Origin of the sequence: Candidatus Lokiarchaeum ossiferum (genome assembly GCA_025839675.1) — an archaeon.
GTDB classification, from domain to species: domain Archaea; phylum Asgardarchaeota; class Lokiarchaeia; order Sigyniarchaeales; family Promethearchaeaceae; genus Lokiarchaeum; species Lokiarchaeum ossiferum.
Window position 1 is genome coordinate 4,684,173 of record CP104013.1, and the last position, 20,619, is coordinate 4,704,791.

At 35.8% G+C, this 20,619-nt stretch carries 17 protein-coding genes; 7 read left to right on the plus strand and 10 right to left on the minus strand.

What is annotated here, in order from left to right; all coding sequences use genetic code 11:
* Positions 1-116 precede the first annotated feature (116 nt).
* The 5 genes from NEF87_RS20130 to nadC all read left to right on the plus strand — a co-directional run bounded on the left by NEF87_RS20130 (position 117) and on the right by nadC (position 5,446).
* A complete protein-coding gene (locus NEF87_RS20130; RefSeq protein ID WP_371803270.1) occupies positions 117-443 on the plus strand; it encodes an MGMT family protein in 327 nt (108 codons plus the stop codon).
* A 42-nt stretch (positions 444-485) separates the two neighbouring features.
* Positions 486-1,973, plus strand: coding sequence for a dihydroorotase (locus NEF87_RS20135; RefSeq protein ID WP_371803271.1), 1,488 nt, complete (start codon positions 486-488; stop codon positions 1,971-1,973).
* A gap of 105 nt (positions 1,974-2,078) precedes the next feature.
* Positions 2,079-2,714: a TIGR00296 family protein gene (locus tag NEF87_RS20140; RefSeq protein WP_457917242.1), complete on the plus strand. Its 636-nt coding sequence runs from the start codon at positions 2,079-2,081 to the stop codon at positions 2,712-2,714.
* 63 nt (positions 2,715-2,777) lie between these two features.
* Positions 2,778-4,556: a DUF3362 domain-containing protein gene (locus NEF87_RS20145; RefSeq protein WP_457917243.1), complete on the plus strand. Its 1,779-nt coding sequence runs from the start codon at positions 2,778-2,780 to the stop codon at positions 4,554-4,556.
* A gap of 20 nt (positions 4,557-4,576) precedes the next feature.
* Entirely contained in the window at positions 4,577-5,446 is an 870-nt protein-coding gene (gene nadC, locus NEF87_RS20150; protein WP_371803275.1) for a carboxylating nicotinate-nucleotide diphosphorylase, read from the plus strand.
* A 76-nt stretch (positions 5,447-5,522) separates the two neighbouring features.
* Here nadC and NEF87_RS20155 read toward each other — a convergent pair whose 3' ends face one another.
* The 9 genes from NEF87_RS20155 to NEF87_RS20195 all read right to left on the minus strand — a co-directional run bounded on the left by NEF87_RS20155 (position 5,523) and on the right by NEF87_RS20195 (position 13,055).
* The gene (locus NEF87_RS20155; RefSeq protein WP_371803276.1) at positions 5,523-5,933 is read right to left on the minus strand and encodes a CopG family ribbon-helix-helix protein; all 411 of its coding nucleotides are present in this window, start codon (positions 5,931-5,933) and stop codon (positions 5,523-5,525) included.
* 75 nt (positions 5,934-6,008) lie between these two features.
* Complete coding sequence (pth2, locus tag NEF87_RS20160) at positions 6,009-6,380, minus strand: peptidyl-tRNA hydrolase Pth2 (RefSeq protein WP_371803277.1); 372 nt, start codon at positions 6,378-6,380, stop codon at positions 6,009-6,011.
* 89 nt (positions 6,381-6,469) lie between these two features.
* Positions 6,470-6,667, minus strand: coding sequence for a hypothetical protein (locus NEF87_RS20165; RefSeq protein WP_371803278.1), 198 nt, complete (start codon positions 6,665-6,667; stop codon positions 6,470-6,472).
* A gap of 24 nt (positions 6,668-6,691) precedes the next feature.
* Complete coding sequence (locus tag NEF87_RS20170) at positions 6,692-6,847, minus strand: 50S ribosomal protein L40e (protein WP_371803279.1); 156 nt, start codon at positions 6,845-6,847, stop codon at positions 6,692-6,694.
* A 395-nt stretch (positions 6,848-7,242) separates the two neighbouring features.
* The gene (locus NEF87_RS20175; RefSeq protein WP_457917244.1) at positions 7,243-8,388 is read right to left on the minus strand and encodes a zinc-ribbon domain-containing protein; all 1,146 of its coding nucleotides are present in this window, start codon (positions 8,386-8,388) and stop codon (positions 7,243-7,245) included.
* 399 nt (positions 8,389-8,787) lie between these two features.
* A complete protein-coding gene (locus NEF87_RS20180; protein WP_371803283.1) occupies positions 8,788-9,336 on the minus strand; it encodes a Rab family GTPase in 549 nt (182 codons plus the stop codon).
* A 197-nt stretch (positions 9,337-9,533) separates the two neighbouring features.
* On the minus strand, positions 9,534-10,235 hold the full coding sequence (locus tag NEF87_RS20185; RefSeq protein WP_457917245.1) for a hypothetical protein: 702 nt from the start codon (positions 10,233-10,235) through the stop codon (positions 9,534-9,536).
* 85 nt (positions 10,236-10,320) lie between these two features.
* Positions 10,321-11,493, minus strand: a complete 1,173-nt coding sequence (locus tag NEF87_RS20190; RefSeq protein ID WP_371803285.1) for a sugar phosphate nucleotidyltransferase — start codon at positions 11,491-11,493, stop codon at positions 10,321-10,323.
* A gap of 164 nt (positions 11,494-11,657) precedes the next feature.
* Positions 11,658-13,055: a phosphohexomutase domain-containing protein gene (locus NEF87_RS20195; protein ID WP_371803286.1), complete on the minus strand. Its 1,398-nt coding sequence runs from the start codon at positions 13,053-13,055 to the stop codon at positions 11,658-11,660.
* 248 nt (positions 13,056-13,303) lie between these two features.
* Here NEF87_RS20195 and NEF87_RS20200 point away from each other — a divergent pair, with 248 nt between their 5' ends.
* Complete coding sequence (locus NEF87_RS20200) at positions 13,304-16,675, plus strand: alpha-amylase family glycosyl hydrolase (RefSeq protein WP_457917246.1); 3,372 nt, start codon at positions 13,304-13,306, stop codon at positions 16,673-16,675.
* Positions 16,676-16,967: 292 nt separating this feature from the next.
* On the opposite strand, the gene NEF87_RS20205 is transcribed toward NEF87_RS20200, so the two are convergent.
* A complete protein-coding gene (locus NEF87_RS20205; RefSeq protein WP_457917247.1) occupies positions 16,968-20,189 on the minus strand; it encodes a UPF0182 family protein in 3,222 nt (1,073 codons plus the stop codon).
* 95 nt (positions 20,190-20,284) lie between these two features.
* Here NEF87_RS20205 and NEF87_RS20210 point away from each other — a divergent pair, with 95 nt between their 5' ends.
* The gene (locus NEF87_RS20210) at positions 20,285-20,572 is read left to right on the plus strand and encodes a hypothetical protein (RefSeq protein ID WP_371803289.1); all 288 of its coding nucleotides are present in this window, start codon (positions 20,285-20,287) and stop codon (positions 20,570-20,572) included.
* Positions 20,573-20,619 lie beyond the last annotated feature (47 nt).

Consider the following 20,619-nt stretch of genomic DNA (forward strand, 5'->3'; position numbering starts at 1 on the left):
GATGGAGGAGGCATGCCTGATCTGGCTCAAATGCAACAAATGATGGGTAATCAGAAGAAAAAACGTAAGAAATACCTTTGGTAATTTTTTTTTGCACAATTTTCAATCAATTTCAAATGGTTACTAAAATGCCTACACCTTTTACAATGCGAGTTATCGAAATCATCCAAAACATCCCTGTAGGAAAAGTTTCAACATATGGATCCATAGCGCGGTTAGCAGGAAGTCCTCGTGGAGCGCGCCAAGTTTCATGGGCCCTTCATTCTATGACCGAAAAATATGCTTTACCATGGCATCGCGTGATTAATTCTCAAGGGAAGCTTGTACTCAAATCTGATGCTTCTTGCGAAACCCAAAAAGCCCTTCTTGAGAAGGAGGGTGTTGAAGTAGGTCGAAATTTTAAAGTAGATCTTAAAAAATATCTCTGGGATGGAAATTCATAAGAAATTCAAAAGAATATTATGAATGAATTCCTTTTTTTCCATATGAAGCTTTTATACAATGCCCAGATTTTTACCGCAAATAAATTAATGCATGGACATTTAGTAATTAAAGAAGGAAAAATTGACTTTATCGGAAAAGGACATCCTTCTTCTGAAATGCTTTCTTCAATTGGAGACCCTAATTCTCGGATAGATTGTGAAAATGCCCTTTTACTTCCGGGATTTATTGATGCTCATGTTCACTTTCGGGATTCCAAGCAAGCTTATAAGGAAACTCTCACAACTGGTTCTAAAGGTGCTATTGCAGGGGGAGTCACTACCGTACTTTCAATGCCGAATACTGATCCACCTCTTTCTACCTTTGATGCTCTTTCAGAATATAAAACCATGGCGGCTTCAAAATCATTATTTTGTAACATTGGGCTGTATACTACTGTTAAGGAAGGTTTTTCTTTCGAAGAATTGAAGCAAATATCTTCTCTTGGTGTTTTTGGGATCAAAATATATCCTGGAGATCAATCCCAAGATGTACCCCTTGAATGGACTCCTGGATGGGTTAACGATGCTGATCCTGAATTTTTTGCGGAATCTGTTCCTAAAACTCTTAAGCATTTCATGAATACTTATCCAAATTGGACACAATTAATGCTCACAGCCAAGCAGATGAATCTCCCATTGATTTTCCATCCCGAATACCCTCGAGATCCTAAAATTTTGCAACGTATGTGGGACACCGGTGTAGCAATTGCCTCTGCTGAAAAAGCCCCAAATCCCAATTTATTTGCTCATGATGTTCATCATCCAATTTATACAAATGAGTTAGCCTGTGTCGAAATGATCGCCACATTATTACGAAAATATTTTCCGAATCCTAAAGATGCTCCTCATGTTCATTTTGTTCATGTGTCCCATCCCGATCCAGTTCAAGTGGTTAAAAGAGTGCTATTGGATCATGGATATTCTGCATCGGTAGAGGTTTCTCCCCATCATGCCCTATTGCATAAGTCAATGTCGTTTCCCGATGAAAATTTCGCGAAAGTCTTAGTTCCTTTACGAGCGCAAAAATTCCAAAAGGCGATGTATGCTTTGATCCAAAAAGGCGACATACATTCGATTGGCACAGATCATGCTCCTCATACTTTGGAAGAAAAACAACAACCTTTTGAAGTGGCTCCTTCAGGCTTTCCGTATATTGATTTCGCCAGTCGCATTCTTTTGACCGAAGTATTTGCAGAACGTTTAACTTTAAAGACAGTAATAAACTATTATGCAACCCAACCAGCAAAACTCTTTGGAATTGCAAATAAGGGTGAGATTTCAGTTGGGTTTGATGCTGATTTAGTTTTGATGAAAGAAGTGGATGCTTATCCGATAAAAGGTACTGAAATGTTGAGTAAACAGAAATGGACTCCTTGGGAAAATCACCCAATAACCGCTCAAGTACAAAAGGTGTTTCTGGAAGGAAACCTTGCCTATGATAACATCCATGGGTTATCTTCTCCCTTTGGAAAAATTCTTATAAAAAACTGATCACTACTTTTTTTTTGCAAAAATTTTTTACTATAGCTAAAAAAGCTATAACTAAATCAATTTATTCTTAGGTTTATTTGTCCTTCACTTGATAGGGGAACTACAATGACTCAACAATGGACATTAGAAGATGGCGAAAAATTAATCCGCTATGCTCGGGCAAATATCGAAAACTACCTAACTTTAGGTCTTCGCTTAGATATTCCGGATGATCTTATCAATCGTTTTGGGATTAAAGGGGGAGCTTTTGTAACCCTTAATAAATATTCTATTCTTCCGGGTAATCCTTTACGGGGTTGTATCGGAATTATTTTACCTCATTATGCATTGATTGAGACTGTTCAAAATGTTTCTATTTCTGCAGCAACTGAAGATCCGCGCTTTCCTAAAGTAAAGTATGAAGAAATGGATAAAATTCTTGTAGAAATCTCTATTCTCTCCATTCCCGAAAAAATAACAGTGACTGATCCCTTAGATTATGAAAAAGAAGTGGTTATTGGACGGGATGGATTGATCATTTCCAAAGGACATCATCGGGGATTATTACTCCCCCAAGTCCCGGTTGAACATGATCGAAACTGGACTCCTATCCAATTTTTAGAACAAACCTGTCAAAAAGCATGGTTGGCTCCAGATGCTTGGAAGGATATAAAAAATACAACTGTTGAACGCTTTACTGCCACTATTTTTGAAGAAACGGAACCTCGGGGGTTAGTTCGCCGAAAAGAAATAGGTGAATAGAATTAATTGATTATTTTTTAAATACGACAGATTCTTTTTTTAAGAAAATTTTATTCACCTACGATGATTAGCACTGAACCCTTACCTTCGAAAGACCAATCCTATGATATCATTTTAATCTCGGGAGAATTTTGGGCAGATCATCCCCATTCTGGGGTGGGAGTTATTGCCCGGGTTTTGGAAGCAGAAGGGTTCTCGGTTGGAATTATTGAAAAACCCAATTGGAAATCTTCCGAGGATTTTCTTAAGCTCGGTTTTCCCCGCCTTTTTTATGGGATTACTTCGGGTTCTATTGATAGCATGCTACAAAATTACACTCCCTTAAAAAAACCACGCGCTTCAGATCCCTATAGTCCTTTCAACTCGGAGATTCCTGACCGAGCAGTTATTGTGTATTCTCATAAAGTTAAAGAAATTCAGAAACACTTTCTCAATTCTAAACAAAGTGAAAAATCAGGAGATATGTCTACTTCAAAGAGAAAATTCATCCCCATTGTTCTTGGGGGGGTAGAAGCGTCCCTTCGGAGGTTTACCCATTATGATTATTGGGATAATAAACTACGTAGATCAATTCTATTGGATTCTAGAGCAGATATTTTGGTCTATGGTCCTGGAGAATTGCAAATCATTGAAATTGCTCATCGTTTAGACGACCATCAATCATTGATGGGAATTCCTGGAACATCCATTATTTCATCCGAATTCTTAGAAGATCTTCAAGGATCTTCGTTCATGGGAAAAAAATTCACTCTTCTTCCCTCCCATGAAGAAGTTCTTCAATCCAAAGAAGCATTTTGTTTAATGCAACTTCAATTTTCCAATCAAGCGAATCTCATTCAACCCGCTGGAAATCGTTTTATTGTGAAGTATCGAATGCCTGATTATACTACTGCAGATCTGGACCGAATCTATGATCTTCCCTTTACCTATGTCATCCCTAAAAAATTCAAAGAATTTGAAATGGCGCGGTTTTCCATCATTACTCACCGGGGATGTTTTGGGAATTGTCATTTCTGTGCTATTGCCCTCCACCAAGGAACTAAAATTGTTTCTCGTTCCGAAGCCAATATTTTACGTGAAATTGACACCATGGCCCAATTACCTGAGTTCAAATCGTATATTTCTGATTTGGGTGGCCCTTCCGCCAATATGTATGGGATGGATTGTATTCACAGGTATAATTGTTCTAAAAACTGTTTGGAATGTTCCCTCTTAGATCGTTCTCATCATCAAAATATCTCCTTGCTCCAAAAAGCCCGCCAAATTGCTGGCATTAAGAAAATTTTTGTGCGAAGCGGTATTCGCTATGATTTAGCTTTAGATTCCCTTCCATACCTTAAAGAGATCTCCAAATATCATATCTCAGGTTCCTTGAAAATTGCTCCTGAACATTTTTCTCCCAAGGTCTTAACTCTGATGAATAAGGATAATTCCCGGTTTGATGAGTTCAAGCAAAAATTTGATCAAATTAATCAACCTCTCAAACAAACCCTTAAATATTATTTCCTTACAGCTCATCCTGGAAGTACTATGCAAGACGCGCTCATCCTTCGACGTCAGATCAAGCATTTACATTATGAAAATTGTGAGAGTATTCAAATCTTTACCCCAACCCCGATGTCAATTTCTTCTTGCATGTATTATACCGGACTTAATCCTTTCACCATGGAACCCGTTTATGTTCCCTATGGATATAATGAGAAAAAGAAACAAAAAAATGTCCTTTACCCTCAGAATTTTCAACAACATAAGAAATCTCCCACATCTTCACGAAAAAAATCATCCAAAAGTTTCTACTCGAAATATTCTAAACATCCAAAAAGGAAGAAAAACAAACCCTAAATAACCTTACGGTGATCCCCATGGTTCCACAAAATCATCCCTTTTCGATTCCAAAACCACTTTTATTACAAAAACTCCGCAATTATCTGAATATTGACATCGGATTTGGAGATCTTTCCAGTGGGTTAATTCCCGCAGATTCACTTCGCTCGGCTCGAATTTTTGCAAAATCTTCTGGAATTGTGGCAGGCGCAGAAGAAGCACGCCTCTTGTTTGAAGATCTTGGAGTGCAAGTCGTTCAGGAGAAATATGATGGGGAATCTATTTCTAAGGGAGAAAATGTCTTCCAAATTGAAGGTAATTTGCGGAACATTTTGATGATCGAACGAACGGCTTTGGATTTTTTGATGATCCTTTCATCCATAGCGACCAGCACTCATGATTTGGTTTCCAAGGTAAGAGCTGCTCAGTTCCCTACTATTATTGCGACTACTCGAAAAGTGACTCCCGGCTTTGGGTGGTTTGAAAAAAAAGCAGTCTTTTTCGGCGGAGGCGATACACATCGCTGGAATCTCAGTGATATGGTCATGTTTAAAGATACCCATTTAGCGTTTTATGGGGGCGATGTATCCCGTTTATTATTGGATGCCAAGAAAACGATTAGTTTTTCCAAAAAAATCGAAATTGAACTGGAGAATTCGGAAGATATTATTCCTGCTATCGAAAGCGGGGCTGATATTATTATGCTTGACAATATGTCTCCTGATGAGATTAAAAAGGCTCTTTCATCTCTAAAAATTGCCCGCAAAGGGGTTCTTTTTGAAGCATCTGGCAATATCACCCCTGCTTCAATACTCGAGTATGCCCAAAGCGGAGTTGATATTATTAGTACCTCTTCAACGGTTTTGCAACCTCATAAACACTTGGATTATTCTTTACGCTTGCTATAGACTTTCGACCACAGTGGTTTCAATTTCACAAGAAATTTCTTTTATTTACAAATATGAAGTCGAAAAAAGGAGGTTATTACTCAATATGATCCTTTTCTGGGATGATAATGTATGTGATCGTGCATTTAAACAAGCGATCGCCGCTTAAACTGTGGAAAAAATCATCAATTTCTGTCCCAGACCCGGCTACCATGATTGATTTAATGATAATATTTTTTAAATTATATTGACCAATTGATTTGATAATAGATTCATGTTGTTCAGTAAGACCAAGAAAGCGATCGTAGATATCTTCGCGTACTTCATGATGAACTGTAATACATGCAATTCTGTGAGATTCTGAAGGAGCTTCCTTTTGGTTTTCCCGAATCAAATTATTAATTGCCATGCGTAAAATTTCACTACGGGAGGTAACTCCTAATTGCTTTTGAATTCCATCCAATTCGTTTATCAACTGTGCATTCACTTGTAGACTTATCATGGGCATTTTGATATTCTCCGATGTAAATTTAGGTGGGGAGGCTTAAATTTGTTTGGATCTCCCCTTAGTTTTCAAAAAACCTTAAAGTAATTTTAATTTACTGGTAATTCTATCTACTTGTTCGGCTTTGGCGGGTCCAATTGCAACTGCGGTTTTAGATCCTGGTTCTAACTGTGTTAGTCCTGCATCTTGAATCAAACTGCATGGAAGCCCCGCATCTTTCGCTTCTTGATAAATTTGGAGAAGATCCGTTTCGCTGGTTACTTTGAGTGCAATTTTTTTTTGCCCCTCTTTCCCCCAAGCTTGATGGATGGCGGGTGTATATTTTCGAGCATATTCCACCGCAATAACCGATGCGTGGGCACCTTGGGCAACTTTCTTTCCTGTAGACATTTTCAAATCTGTTCGTAAAATAAGTGCTTGTTTGTATTGATGATTTACTTTGATTTTCATGGGGATAACCTTGGGAAAATTAAGAAAGTAGTTAGAAAAAAGAATACGAGAAAAATAATTCGTTTCACTTTATTTTGAAAAAAAACGAATTAAATTTCAACTTGTTCTATTTCAATTTGTTTCAATAACTCTTCTGCTTTGGCAGGAGTGGTTTTGAAGGTAAATAAATGCTTTGGAGTTCGTAATTTGAGTTTCACGATGTCTTTAGATTTTTTAATACGACATAAATCTGCGGAGGTTTGAGCAATTTTGATAAATTCTGCTTCTTCAAATATTTCTACGGGCATGTTTTTTTCAACTCACTAAATAGATTATCGCTCTCTTTTCTTGGCTCGTAAATCTTTGCTTCGGCATCGACGACATTTTTTAGCACGAAATGGATTGCGGGCTCCACACTTTCTGCAGAGATAGACGTAGAGGTGATAATGATCTGCCACTCTTCTGAGATAAGGATCTGTAACTGGCATAGTTTTCACATTTTTATTTTAGCAAGATTGACTTGCTAAATACATTGAGTTGTAAAATACAGCATGAAATAAAATTTTTTTGGATACGCTTAGTTTTTTTTCCCGCAAAATGCAATAATCTTCATTTCCCGCTTTAATTTATTAAAGATCATCTTTTCAAAAAATTTTTCCTATATCACTTCTTGATTAAAGTGCTCTCTTACCTTGAACCTATGGAATCCACAATTTTAATGAAAAAACCGACTTAACCTCTCAAATTTCATTCTGTTCAATAACCTTCCCTTTTTCAGAGAAAAAAACTGGTGGTCTTTCATGTTTCTAAAGTAGTTTTACCCATCTTTCAGGGTTGGTCCAAATTTGGTTCCTCGGGAGAAAGGGGGGAAAAAAAGTGACTATTAATCATTCAACATTTTCTTAATATCTGCAACATTATCTTTTGATGTATTCGTTTCTATTTCAGGTTCATCTTCAATTGTTGGTTGTTTTTGGGGTTTTTGAACTTCCTTCTTCTTTCCTGGGAAGGGTGGAAGATCTAATTTAGTGGCACTCGGTTTTGCCGATTCTGGAGATTTATCTGATTTAAGTGTTTGAGCTGTGAATTGAAGTTGGTTCACTTTTTCCGTGAGTTTAATCAAAGATGGGACCAAGGTTGCTAAAGCATTATTCATACTTTCTAATCGATGTTCAAATTTCCCAACCGTTTTATCAATATTCATCAAGCGAGTTCGGGATTCAATATTCAAGTTTTCAACTTTTTGCTCCATGCTATTGAGTCGCTCAACGGTATTTTTTGCTAAATTCGTTATTTTCTCATCCGCATTAAACTTAGATAATCTATCTTCAATTTTACCTAATCGATTGTCCAGACGATTCATATCCAACGTATCTAATTTTGATTTAATCCTGGAAACATCTTCCGTAGTGGCTAAATTAGAGATTTTCATGTCTATTTGGGATTGATAATGTTCCATCTTATCCGATAACTTGTTTACTGCTTCATTTGGTGAATTTTCTTTTAATTCTTTGCTTAAATCTTTGATTTGATCTGTAAAATGAACTTCGCCGAATAAAGCATTCAACTTATATTCCACTTTTTCAAATCTTCCTTGGAGATCAAAACCGTCTAATTTTTGCTCTAGATTGTCTATTCGTTCTAAAACAGGTTTATTATCTAAAGATTGGGCTTCGATTTGGGGTGACTGATAACTACTTTGAGAATAGGTGGGTATTGGTGCTTGCGGCTGTGTATTTGGTTCCATGGCAGTTACCATTGGAGTTCGTTGCGGGTATTGGGCTGAACTGGTGCGTTGCGTGGTGCTTTGTATTGGATTTTGAGCGATAGTTGGTGTTTGAGGTGTTGCTCCATAGTTTTGAAAGGATGCCGTTCTTGGAACTGTGGTAGGAGAAACTCGTTTTTTAGGTGTCAATTCTTTCTTTTGACTCACGGGTTTTCCACATTTTGTACAAAATTTCTGGGAATCCTTCAATTCTGCACCGCAACCCCAGCAAAATTTTGGGGGACGTTTTTGGGCCATTTTCATTTAGTTCTCCGGATTACTCGAAGATGATTATTCTTAGATAATATATAGTGCGCTACTTCTTAATTGTTTTAGGAGGCCAATATTTGGAAAAGAGTAAAATAAAATCTCTAGAAATCTCGTCATTGTGAAATTAATTATGCAGTAATATGATTGAAATCATAAAAATAGTCAAGAATATGTTTTTTTTTTATTATTCCAAATTAATAGGGCGGGGAAATATGCCACTCTTTTTTCTCTCCAAATCGAATAAAAAATAACCGATAATTGGATAGATCATAATATTGTTCATGAATATAAGTTTAAATAATCGGAAATTAACTCCAACAGAATATTACCATCCCTTCCGTTTATACTGAAATAACTGAAGGATAAAATGTGTGGAACATTCAAAAATCACGATTATTTAGAATAGGGCTTCTTCCAAATGTGGATGTCCATGAGCTGATTATTTAAATCGTCGAAACAAATGTCCACATTCTTCGCTTCTTTCGCCGAAGTTTCATAATAGGATGCGCGCAATTCTTGTGCCAATGCTTCCCCTTCCGTTTTCGACACCACCCGCTCTTCGATCAAATCAACCTTATTTCCCAGTAATATTCGAGGGACTCCAGGCGCATATTGTTCTGATTCTTCCACCCAGTTCTTCACGTGTTCGTATGACTCTCTGCGGGTTAAATCAAACACAAAAATACATGCGAACGCTCCTCGGTAAAAGGATGGTCTTACAAATTGAAAGTGTTTTTGACCCGCCAAATCCCAAATCTGGAGTCGAATTGCCAAATTTTCTTCAGGTTTATTGATCATCTTAATTGCAAAATTGGCCCCGATGCTCATAATGTAATTTTCATTGAATTTTCTTTCCGTAAACTGGAGAACAAGAGATGTTTTACCAACCGCACCATCACCAAGTACAACTACTTTGAAGATATATTCTTTCGGGCCAGACATTCAAGTATCACAACGGTTTGATCTGTTTTTTTATTGATGATATTTGTATTGCAGATCGTATTAATTCATATTCTGATGAAATATGTTATATAGATTTTGCTTTGTTTAATAGATTTTGGGGATGAAGATTGAGGGATCGAAGGGCTTTTTTTAAAAAACAGAAAAAATAAATTAAGAGAACAAAAAAGTTCAACAATTTAGGAATGTAAGAACCCACGATAACTAAAATAAAAGCCTAACATCATGAAGAATGATGCGAACCATGTGAAAAAACTAGGGGAATCACTTAAATTGGCTAATGTAAAGAGGATGAATAGAAGTATGAAGCTAATTCCCATTAATTGGAACGATCGAAACTTAGTTTTGTATTTGGCATCATCCATACGGTGTAAAATTCGAGTGCTGCTAATTGTCCATAACCCGAAACAGAGGATGGACAATAGTAGAAAAATTACATTTTGCAGTAAAATTACCCGAGGCCAATGAAATGAATAATAGGTCATAATCAAAGTGGAAGAACCAAGCATTAATATCGCGTAGCTTGCCCACAATATATAATGGGATGTATTCCAGTTCTCTTTGACCCGAAAAATTTCGAGATATAATGCAATAAAAGCAGTATTGGCACAACCAACGAAAATTTGGCTGAAACCAAAACCTAACCATGTATTTTCTCCTAATAGATCATCCCATCCTAAAAAATTATCAAACCCCGAAAAAATCATCCCGAGAGAAGTGAAGATATAAGTAAAGAGAAGGAAAATGGTGATTTTTGATTTTTTCTGCTTATATTTTGGGATTAAAAGGAAAGCATATATTAAAGCAACCACACCAATGATTAACTTTAATAAACCATGAAAGAAAATGAGAGTTTCTGGGACCGGTAAAATATCAGCCATAGTTAAGTATGAGAAATTGAATTTATAAAGATATTTTTACGTTTTAGAACGAATTAAGTTGGGTGATCGAAGAAAAAAAAGAAAATTACTCAATAATGGTATTTTCGTTGAGTGTTTGAGCATCTAAAACCGTATTGGGTTTGAGAATTTTGCAGTTTGGACCAATTACTGTATTTGATCGGATGATACAATGATCGGCAATTTCTACATTATTAGCGATGATGGATTGTTCTACTCTGACTCCATTCCCAAGTTTCACATTATCCCAAATAACACTACGATCGATATAAACGTGATTAGAGAATCGGCAATTGGAACCAACTGTGGTAAGTTCTTTGATGAAATTACTGGTCCCATATTGATTATTCTTACCTAAACTTACATAAGGGCCATGAGATAAATTGGATGTGGGTTTTTCATTATCAAGATACCAAATGTGTGCATCTCCTTGTCGTACTCCTTTAGGTGAAATTGGAAATCCATAGAGTCGAAGCATATCCCAGTTACTCCATAAATATGTGGTGGGATTTCCAACATCTAACCAGTAATAATTGGAAGTAGGGAGAAATCCATAAAGGCGGTAATTATTTTCTTTCAAATAGGGAAATACATCTTTTCCAAAATCCATCATTTCATTATTATTTAGAAAATCGATAATCTCCTTCTTGAAGCAATAAATTCCAGTATTGATTATTGGCAAGGATTCTGCCCCTCCTCCAGTTAATGCTGACAAGTAAATTTCTTCAGAAGAGGGTTTTTCTAAAAATCGCAAAATTTTTCCATCTTCGGCAAGCATCGTATTTCCATATTTGGTAGCCATTTCTTCAATTCTTTTCATGCTAACCGTGGATTGTGCTTTTTTTTGGATGTGAAAATTCATCATGGCTTTCATGTCCAATGATGTAATGATGTCAGCCATCGAAATAACGACATTTTCTGAATCTATATGTTCGGAAACCATACGTACTGCATCAGCAGTTCCCTTGGAATCATTCTTTGGAATAATTATTTCTAAGCCCATTTTTTCCAGATATTCTGGTGTCCATGTTGTTTGAATTTGTTTTCGGAGCTGGTCTCCAAATTTTTTGACGCACACAATGATTTTAGAAATCCCTGCATACCGCAAATGGTCGATGGCGTAGTCTATCATGGGACGATTCGCCACGGAAACCATTGGTTTACACATTTCTGCTGTAAGCGGGTTTAATCGAGACCCCAATCCTCCCGCGAGGATAACTGCGTTCCACTTTTTTGGCATTTCGTTCTCATTTTTTTGTTAGTTTAATAAATAATGTATAGATGTTATTTATTCTCCTCTTCCTTAAAAATCTTATTTCTCTAAAGAAAATATATCAATAACGGGGAAAAATTGTAAAATAAAAAAAAAACTTGCATAGTTTAAGCTTTAATATTCAAAACCTTTTACAATATGGGTTGAATTAAATCTTCCGCGTATCTTATCAAGTCTTCCGACTTTTCTGGATCATTTCCTTCTGCTTCAAGTTCAATTGCGTTAGCATGCACAGACGGGGTGATGGTCACCCATCCTTTCTCCTTTAACACAATTTTCGTTCCGATCATAATATCTTGGTAATCCATCCCTTCGATTTCGGTAGTCCGAAGCAATTTTCGTAATTGTTCTTTAAACCGGTTTAGTTTTTCTTCTGTTAGTGGAACCGTTTTATATGCGTGGATTGTTCTTGGAAATGCACGAATTAATGCGGAAAGGGGTAGATTCTCCCGAGCGAGAATTTCAATGATTTTTAAAGTGGTAAACGTGGCATCTGAAAAGGGTCCGTATTGTGGAAAATAATATTTCATGGTATCGGCTCCTCCGAAGGCTGCCCGTTCTTCTCGAAGTCCTCGAGAGATTTCACCGGGGAAATTTTGAGTTTTAATCATGGTAAATCCACAATTTTCGATGGCAAATTGATCGAGAATTTTGGAAGATGACTCCGTCGCAATGATGGGGGATCCCTTGAGTTTGGATATTTTTTCTTCATATTTGAGGAAAAACATCATTAATTCCTCATACGAGAGAATGCGTCCTGTTTCATCAATATAAAGCGCTCGAGATCCATCCGTATCCAGTACTACTCCCAAATCGGCATTAATTGCCTTCACAATATTGATTACATCTTTAATTGATCGCAAATTTGGAAACATTTCGGTTGCTTTTTGATCATTTTGATAGGCGTTGATGGCAATCACATCATTTTTCAAATCGGTTAGGATAGATGGGATAACAATTGCACCGGGACCGTATGAACAGTCTACCACAATATGTAAATTCTTTTGTTTCATTAATTTTCGATTAACAAATTGCGGAAGGGCCTTTTTATAAATGTCCTGAGTATGTGGAATATCCGATATCGCCCCAACTTCGAGGGGTTTTGCGCGGTAAATTTTGTTGTTCTTAAAATATTCGTTGACACTATCAATCGAAGCGCGATTAAATTCGATACCAGAAGAATCATAAAAGCGAATTTGATTTTGCAGTTTACCAGAAGAAACCGAAGAAAAATAGACTCCTGCACTGGCTCCAAAACGCCGAATGCAAAATTGTAAAACAGGGGCGGGAGCGGAATGTAAATTTAATATATCTATTCCGGCACTCATTACTCCCCCAATGAATGCTCGTTTTAACATGCGATTATTATTTGAATATTCTCGTGCGACAACTAAAATCCCTTTGGGACCTAAATATGATCCTAATGCCGCTCCAATCTTTGCGGCGGCTTCTGGTGTGAGCACTTCATTTCCAGTGGCTTGAATTCTACCTCGTTCCATAATTTCGGATAAATCTAAGATTTCTGTCATATAAATATCATCTCTCTTCCAATAATATTCATATTTTTTAAAACTTAAAACCTTATCTTTGAAATTGCAGATATTCAGAAAAAAGAATTTCAGCCTTTTTTGGATTCTAATGAAACCTCGTTCTTTAAATTTCTAATATCCTAATAGGAAATTTCCTTTTTGAGAATTAATAATTTAACTGGTTCAGTGAAAATGTCCACCAAATTCATTCAAGAAACTATAAAGGGTACAAGCGTATTTATTTAATCATGAAGATTTCCAGACATGCGCGTGATAAATATCAATTCCATGAGGAGTATTTTGCAGAAAATGGGGATGCACTATTTTCAGGGGATGTGCATAAAGTCAGAAAATTTGTTCAACAACTTAATCAAAAGCGGGATCTTATTTCATATCCCGAACTTGCTGCAAAAACAAGCGATGTTTATACATTAACTTTAATTTCAGAAATTAAAGGGTATGTGTACCAATTATATTTGGATCAAATTCAAAATTCAAATTTGGCTCAAGAATTATATGAACATTTAGAAAAAGAATTTGATTCCAAAACCCTTCTTGAATGCACAAAATCCTTAATAGAAGAATTTCCTCCAGATCCCGTTTATAAAAATCAAATTGAAAGTGAAAAATTTCTGGAAATGGAAGAAAATGGAATTAAAAATAACATTAAATATTTGCCTGGGTTTATCGAGCTCTGGCTTATAAATTCCAATCCTGCCTTTTCACAATATATGGAATTATATGATGATGAAAATTTAGAAAAACGGACACAATATCTTGCCATTGTTGAAAATATCCGAACTTTTATGGAATCCAAACCCAAATTTACTTTTTCTGGTACCAATATTATTGATACTCTTCGAAATCCGGAATTAAAGAGTCCACATTCAATTCGTGATCAATTGAAATATATTCAAGAAAATTGGTCCGAATTTATTGGTAAATGGGGATATTTAGTTCTAACCGGTATGGATTTGATTCAAGAAGAAGAAAAAATGCGAGGATTTGGTCCAGGAAAAATCCAACCAATGGATTTTTACGGATTAGATATTGAAAACTATACTGCTGACAGTGCTTGGATGCCTAATGTCATCATGGTTGCTAAGAATGCATATGTTTGGCTAGGGCAGCTCTCTAAACAATATAATCGGGAGATTATTTATTTAAATCAAATTCCAAATGAAGAGTTGGATCAATTGGTAAAATGGGGCTTTACATCCTTATGGTTAATTGGATTGTGGGAAAGAAGTCCTGCCTCAAAAACAATAAAAAATTGGTGCGGTAATTCAGATGCGGAAGCTTCTGCATATTCCCTCTACGATTATGAAATTGCAGCGGATTTAGGTGGCTATCTTGCGTATCAAGATTTGAAAGATCGAGCGAGTCAGCGAGGGCTTCGCCTGGCGAGTGATATGGTCCCCAATCACACTGGCATCGATTCAAAATGGATGCGTGATCATCCAGATTGGTATGTTCAACTTCCTTATCCTCCATTTCCTTCTTATCAATATTCTGGGGCGGATCTATGTGGTGATTCGAATATTGGTGTTTATTTAGAAGATAAATATTTTTCCCGAACCGATGCGGCTGTGTCTTTTAAACGAGTGGATTTTCGTTCCGGTGATACGAGATATATTTACCATGGGAATGATGGCACGAGTATGCCATGGAATGATACTGCTCAATTAAATTTTCTGAATCCTGAAGTACGTGAAGCTGTAATCCAAAAGATTTTGGATGTTGCTCGAATGTTTCCCATAATTCGATTTGATGCTGCCATGACCTTAACTCGAAAACATTTTCAACGATTATGGTTTCCAGAACCTGGAACTGGAGGGGATATTCCATCGCGTGCGGGAATGGGCATGACTAAAGAAGAATTTATGAAAAAAGTCCCAGAAGAATTTTGGCGGGAAGTGGTGGAACGTATTCGGACAGAAGTACCTGATACTTTACTTTTGGCTGAAGCTTTTTGGTTATTAGAAGGTTTTTTTGTTCGAACCTTAGGAATGCATAGAGTATATAACAGTATTTTTATGAACGCATTACGGGATGAGGAAAATTCGCTCTATCGAGGGTCCATCAAGAAAGCCCTTGAATTTGATAGGCGGATGTTGCAAAGGTTTGTAAATTTCATGAATAACCCTGATGAAGAAACCGCCTCAGTTCAATTTGGCACTGGGGAGAAGTATTTTGGAATTTGCTTATTATTAGTTACCATGCCTGGATTGCCAATGTTTGGTCATGGTCAAGTTCAAGGATATAAGGAAAAATATGGGATGGAGTTTAGGCGAGCTTATTGGGACGAAACGGAAGATCGGGCTCTTCTTCATCACCATGAGCAAACCATCTTCCCAATTATGCAAAAGCGCTATCTTTTTGCTCAAGCGGATAATTATTATTTATATGATTTCTGGGCTGGGAATGTTGTAAACGAAGATGTATATGCTTTTTCAAATATGGTTGGAAATGAACGCGGTTTTGTTGTTTATAATAATCGATATAGTGAAACTAGCGGTTATGTGAAGAATTCGGTGGGTTATAATGAAAATGGGATCATTCTTCAAAAAGAACTTGCTTCCGCTATGAATATTCCACGCGAAGGATATTCAATATTTAAAGATTATATGAGTAAGCTGGAATACATTCGTAAAAATCAAGAAATTCAAGATAAGGGGTTATATTTTGAGCTAAAACCATATCAAAGCATGTGTTTTTTGGAGTGGAAAAGTGTACAAGATAATGAATTTTCTCACTATTCTCAACTTTACAATATGCTGGGTGGAAAAGGAGTACATTCCATTGATGATGCTTTAAAAGAGATGGTCTATAAACCAATTTTAACACCATTCCGTGAATTATTCAATGCTGGTCTGTTGAAACAAATACTGGTTGAAAAAACCAGTTTTATTGAAATTAAACCAAAAATAGAACATCAATTAAAGTTGTTAATTAATGAAACTCGAAGGTTTGTGGGGTTGGATTCCAATGGGGACGCTTTAGTTTTAGAAATCCTTAATAAATTGCACAATTTCATAGAATTTGCACAAAACCCTCCATCTCTCGATAATGTGGATGATCTCACACCTTCAACTCATGCTAAATGGGCAATGTTCTTTGGATGGGTTTTAACTCGTGAACTCGGAAAAGTTAAGAATCCAACTGATTTTTCCCTTTTGAGTCGAAGCTGGGTAGAAGAATGGCATCTTGGTAGTGTCATTCATTGGGTGTTAGGTGAAATTTGTCAGGAAAATGAAAAAATTGAAGAATATATCTATTTATTGAAAATTTTAATTGGGTATCAAAATTGGGACACTGTTTTGGATTCACAAAAAGCAAACCTGTCATATTTCTCCTTGAAACCCTTGCTTTCAGACCCTGAAGTCCAAAACTTCCTTGGCTTTAATAGGTATCAAGAATCTTTGTGGTTTAATGAAGAGCGTATGCGGGAACTTTTAAAGGGGTTATTCATGGTATCCTATTTGAAAAATTATTCTGAAGATCATCTGCATCCCAATCCAGTTTTAGTAAAAATTTATCAAAAATGGAAGGAATCAGTCTTGAAATCCAAATTTAAACTAGCTTCCTTCATAGATAACATAAAAAATGGCAACAATTAGTTATTATACCCTTCTTTTTTTCGATTATTATTATAACAAATCGCAAGCAGTGTCATTTTCAAATAAGATTTAAACTAAGCTTCAGCCTATCATTTAATTAAGCTGTTTTTTATTTCAATTATTTATAAGGAAAACTTCCGTGAGTTATAGGTGGTCAAATTAGATCTTAAATAGATCTTAGGTCAACCTATTAAACGCTTTTGTTGGATATGATCACAATATTGCTCGGAAATAACTAAGTTTGGCTTGAAAATTAGTTTAAAATAAAGTAAAAAATGAAAAAATCAATGATTTAATCTGGATTTACAAATGTTAAAATATTCCATCCGTTCGATATGATATCCCCTGAATCCAAATCAATAAGATCAAACTTAATATAAATGGATAAAGATGGACCGTTTAAGGATTCTGATGGATTAAGTTTTAGAGTTATCATTCGTCCTTCTCCTGGGAATATTGCGGTTGTGTCGTTCCAAACTCCTAATGTATGATTCCACGCGACAATATTCTCGGTAAAATTGTACTGATATCCTGGTTTTATACTGTTGAATACTTTAACATCAATATCAACATCGGTTCGGACAGATAAATTGAGCATTAAATTTTTCTGTGGAAGGCTGTCATTTGTAGTGAAGTATTCGAAATAAGTTCGAATTTCTGCCCAACTTGTCGGACTGTACTGAAATTCATCATATTCCTCTACTTCAAGCATCAAACCAGTTATATTTGTTTCAGTGGTTGTATCATTTAGTTGTAGATCAATTTTCAGTTCATTGTACGCTTCAGTTAAGGTAGGTCCATAATATGCGTCTTGTGTAAATGCATTTACTAAACCTGCCAAAGAAAGAGATTCCAAATTACCATCTTGAGAATATACTGGGATGTAGTAATATAATGATGATGCCAATGGATATAATAAGATATTTCCATATCGTTCATTCTGAATTGTGAAAATTTCATTCGTTGCTTGATTTCCAAGCTCACCCATGGCTGTAGTTGGCCCAATTATATTATTTGAACTCTGGGTTTTATAAAATATTGTTTCTCCAAAGTGATTTCCCTGACGAATGATATACAGTCCCGCTAATTTAACTGAATCAACTTGATCATATTCCACAATATCAACTCCTACAAACTCTAATCCTTCTCCTAAGTCTGTTTCAATATAGAAGACATCTCCATTTTCAGGCCGTTTATAGAAATCAGACTTAAGCTTCCATGTTTCCTTATTTGTAACGTGATATTTATAATCTATAACCAGTTGTTTTTCCCATAAAGACTCGGGATATCTTAATTGATCTAAAAGCCAATCTTCTGCGACCTCAAACTGGTAAATGCTCATATATACACCCCAAATACTGGAAAGTGGATCTTCTGAACCTGCGGGGAGTCCTGGGTTTCGATACCATGACAATTCGCCCGTTTGAACATCAATCAATACTGTACCTAAGAAACGGTGTAAAAATGAATCAGTATACGCCCCCATAAATATTTCCGTATAGATTGAAACAGCATAAAACATTTTGCTATTATTTCTATCAAACACTAAATATGGATCATCATCAATCTTTAGACCAGGCATCAAAATGGATTCAACTCGCGTTCGTATATTTCTGTTTATTAAAAAGGATTTATCTTCACCGTCAAAAGCATTTTTTGTTAATCCCATATTTGCAGTAAACCATAAAGCTTCTAAACCAGTAATTGTCCCATCTGGGTCTCCTTCGTACTTATATTTCATTGATTCGTTACTTTCCCATCCGGTGTTTAATAAGATATCATTATCATATGCATCAATTGAAAGTGGGACTGAATAAAAGTCTGTGTTTGTTGTCCCTTCTAAATATGATGTATCCTCCTCTTTCTCACCAAAGAAAATGGGGTGATCATTACCAACTCCAAAAATATCTTGGTAATCTTGACTATCTTGCAAAATTTTTCCTGTGGAAGTATCTAAAGCTATAAATCCTTCTACATGATCATAGATTTCCGTATGTTGGTTAACATTTGATTCTAACAACTTTTTTGTTTGTAAAGTTTTTGGGGCTACCCAGAATTCACCCTTACCTTGTACAAAAACAATATCACTATCAGCCATCGTTTGGAAAGAATTGGTTATCAACGGCTTAATCTTTTTTGCCGAATTTATTTTATCATGCTGCCGAATAACGTCAAGGATTGTATTATCTTCTTCAATTACATTTTGGGGATAGTTATCAATTGAATAAGTCATAAACAGATCATTGTCCCCAATGGTAATACCTGCTGCTGCTCGTGTCCATTCTATCTGTTTTCCATCTTTAATATCCCAAACTTCTTCGGTCCACGTTTCGGGAGTTGACAATCCAATAGTTTTTGGGATACTGATAAATACTGGGATTAAGATGATAAAAATAGTTAAAACTGCTGCCATAATGGTCTTTTTTTGGATATTTCGACTGAATTGATGAATTTTGAGTTGATTTTGTTTCCTTCCATAAACTAAAAAGGCTATTCCAAGACCAAGAAAGCTAAATATTCCCAAATAAATACTCCAAACTTGAGTTAAATCAATACCATTTTGTGCTTGTAATGGTCTGTCGATTAAACTCAGTATGAAAAATATTGCAATGATAAAACTCGCATTTGCTGCTATTTGAAACTCATCTTTTACTAAATAAGCATAATATACAATGGTTGAAATAAGTCGGAAAATTATTACCCCAAGAACAAATCTTAATATTGGTAAGGTTACCGCTGCATATAAAAAGATATCCAATTGTGATACGGATGCAGGATTTGAGATCGCATTTAATGCAGTCAAGAATGAACCCAAATTACCCTCAATTGTTCCTTCATCTATCATTTTCATGACTAAATCAAAATAACCACTTCCCATGGCTTGACCAATAATGAAGAAAAATACAAACCCTATCGTCCACCATATGATTAAAGTCTTCACTTTGGAAGGTTTTCCCCATCCGAATTTTTGACCGACAATTGTGATTAACGAATCGTCTGGTGGAATACTCATAATTAGTGATCCCAATATCGCTCCGATTAATCCTATTTTATTGAAGAAAAAGTTGGTGCTCCACCCATTTAATGTAAAAATTTCCCAATAATTAAGTCCGCTTTTAGTGTCATAGAGTTGGTTTTGGAGATTAATTTTAGCATGCCACACGGGGTATATATAGAAAATACTTATCAAAATAATAACTACTGCAATAATCCCTACGATGTAGAGTTTTTTTTTGAAATTAGGCGAATTTGATCGAGTATAGGTAAACCGATTTGGTCGTGATGGTGCATCATGGTAGGATGGACCATTTTCAATATTTGGAATTTCCGGTCGACGTGGTGGGGTATCATTTTTTGAATTTGAGAAATCTTCGTAATTAAAATCTTCTATGTTTACATCATCATACAAGCGTTTTCTATCTGAATCATCTTCGGTTTCAGCATTTAAAGCTTGACATTCAGAGCAATTTGCCACAAACCGATAATGTTTATCGCAATGTTTTTTTTTTACCATTTCATTCACTTATCTAAGATATGTATATATTAATAGGGTACACAAGATATCTAAAGATATATATATTAATGGGTATACAATAAAAAGTGAGTAATATGTTTAAGAAACGAGGCCAGAAGAAAGGAACGAAGGAAAATGATTTATACAGTGTTCTTGCTGCTCTAGGTGTTATGGAGGACGAATTTTGCGGAGCTGCTCCAATGGATGAAATTCATTTCTGTCTTCGAGTTGATTTCAAACGCAAAATGAAAGATACTCAAATGATTACTTTTCTCGAAAAAGGAATCGAACTTGGCTATTCTCTTCGAGCTGATAAGGGATGGAAACTAACTCCTCAAGGCGCTCAAATTGTAGATGAATATTTATCATCTTTAGCAAATTAACAATATTTTTTCAATTTATTATAAATCTAAGATAATTATGAATATGA

Coding starts and splice junctions, on each gene's coding strand:
- NEF87_RS20130 (WP_371803270.1), top strand. CDS start 117: ATGGTTACTAAAATGCCTACACCTTTTACAATGCGAGTTATCGAAATC.
- NEF87_RS20135 (WP_371803271.1), top strand. CDS start 486: ATGAAGCTTTTATACAATGCCCAGATTTTTACCGCAAATAAATTAATG.
- NEF87_RS20140 (WP_457917242.1), top strand. CDS start 2,079: ATGACTCAACAATGGACATTAGAAGATGGCGAAAAATTAATCCGCTAT.
- NEF87_RS20145 (WP_457917243.1), top strand. CDS start 2,778: ATGATTAGCACTGAACCCTTACCTTCGAAAGACCAATCCTATGATATC.
- nadC (WP_371803275.1), top strand. CDS start 4,577: ATGGTTCCACAAAATCATCCCTTTTCGATTCCAAAACCACTTTTATTA.
- NEF87_RS20155 (WP_371803276.1), bottom strand. CDS start 5,933: ATGCCCATGATAAGTCTACAAGTGAATGCACAGTTGATAAACGAATTG.
- pth2 (WP_371803277.1), bottom strand. CDS start 6,380: ATGAAAATCAAAGTAAATCATCAATACAAACAAGCACTTATTTTACGA.
- NEF87_RS20165 (WP_371803278.1), bottom strand. CDS start 6,667: ATGCCCGTAGAAATATTTGAAGAAGCAGAATTTATCAAAATTGCTCAA.
- NEF87_RS20170 (WP_371803279.1), bottom strand. CDS start 6,847: ATGCCAGTTACAGATCCTTATCTCAGAAGAGTGGCAGATCATTATCAC.
- NEF87_RS20175 (WP_457917244.1), bottom strand. CDS start 8,388: ATGAAAATGGCCCAAAAACGTCCCCCAAAATTTTGCTGGGGTTGCGGT.
- NEF87_RS20180 (WP_371803283.1), bottom strand. CDS start 9,336: ATGTCTGGCCCGAAAGAATATATCTTCAAAGTAGTTGTACTTGGTGAT.
- NEF87_RS20185 (WP_457917245.1), bottom strand. CDS start 10,235: ATGGCTGATATTTTACCGGTCCCAGAAACTCTCATTTTCTTTCATGGT.
- NEF87_RS20190 (WP_371803285.1), bottom strand. CDS start 11,493: ATGCCAAAAAAGTGGAACGCAGTTATCCTCGCGGGAGGATTGGGGTCT.
- NEF87_RS20195 (WP_371803286.1), bottom strand. CDS start 13,055: ATGACAGAAATCTTAGATTTATCCGAAATTATGGAACGAGGTAGAATT.
- NEF87_RS20200 (WP_457917246.1), top strand. CDS start 13,304: ATGAAGATTTCCAGACATGCGCGTGATAAATATCAATTCCATGAGGAG.
- NEF87_RS20205 (WP_457917247.1), bottom strand. CDS start 20,189: ATGGTAAAAAAAAAACATTGCGATAAACATTATCGGTTTGTGGCAAAT.
- NEF87_RS20210 (WP_371803289.1), top strand. CDS start 20,285: ATGTTTAAGAAACGAGGCCAGAAGAAAGGAACGAAGGAAAATGATTTA.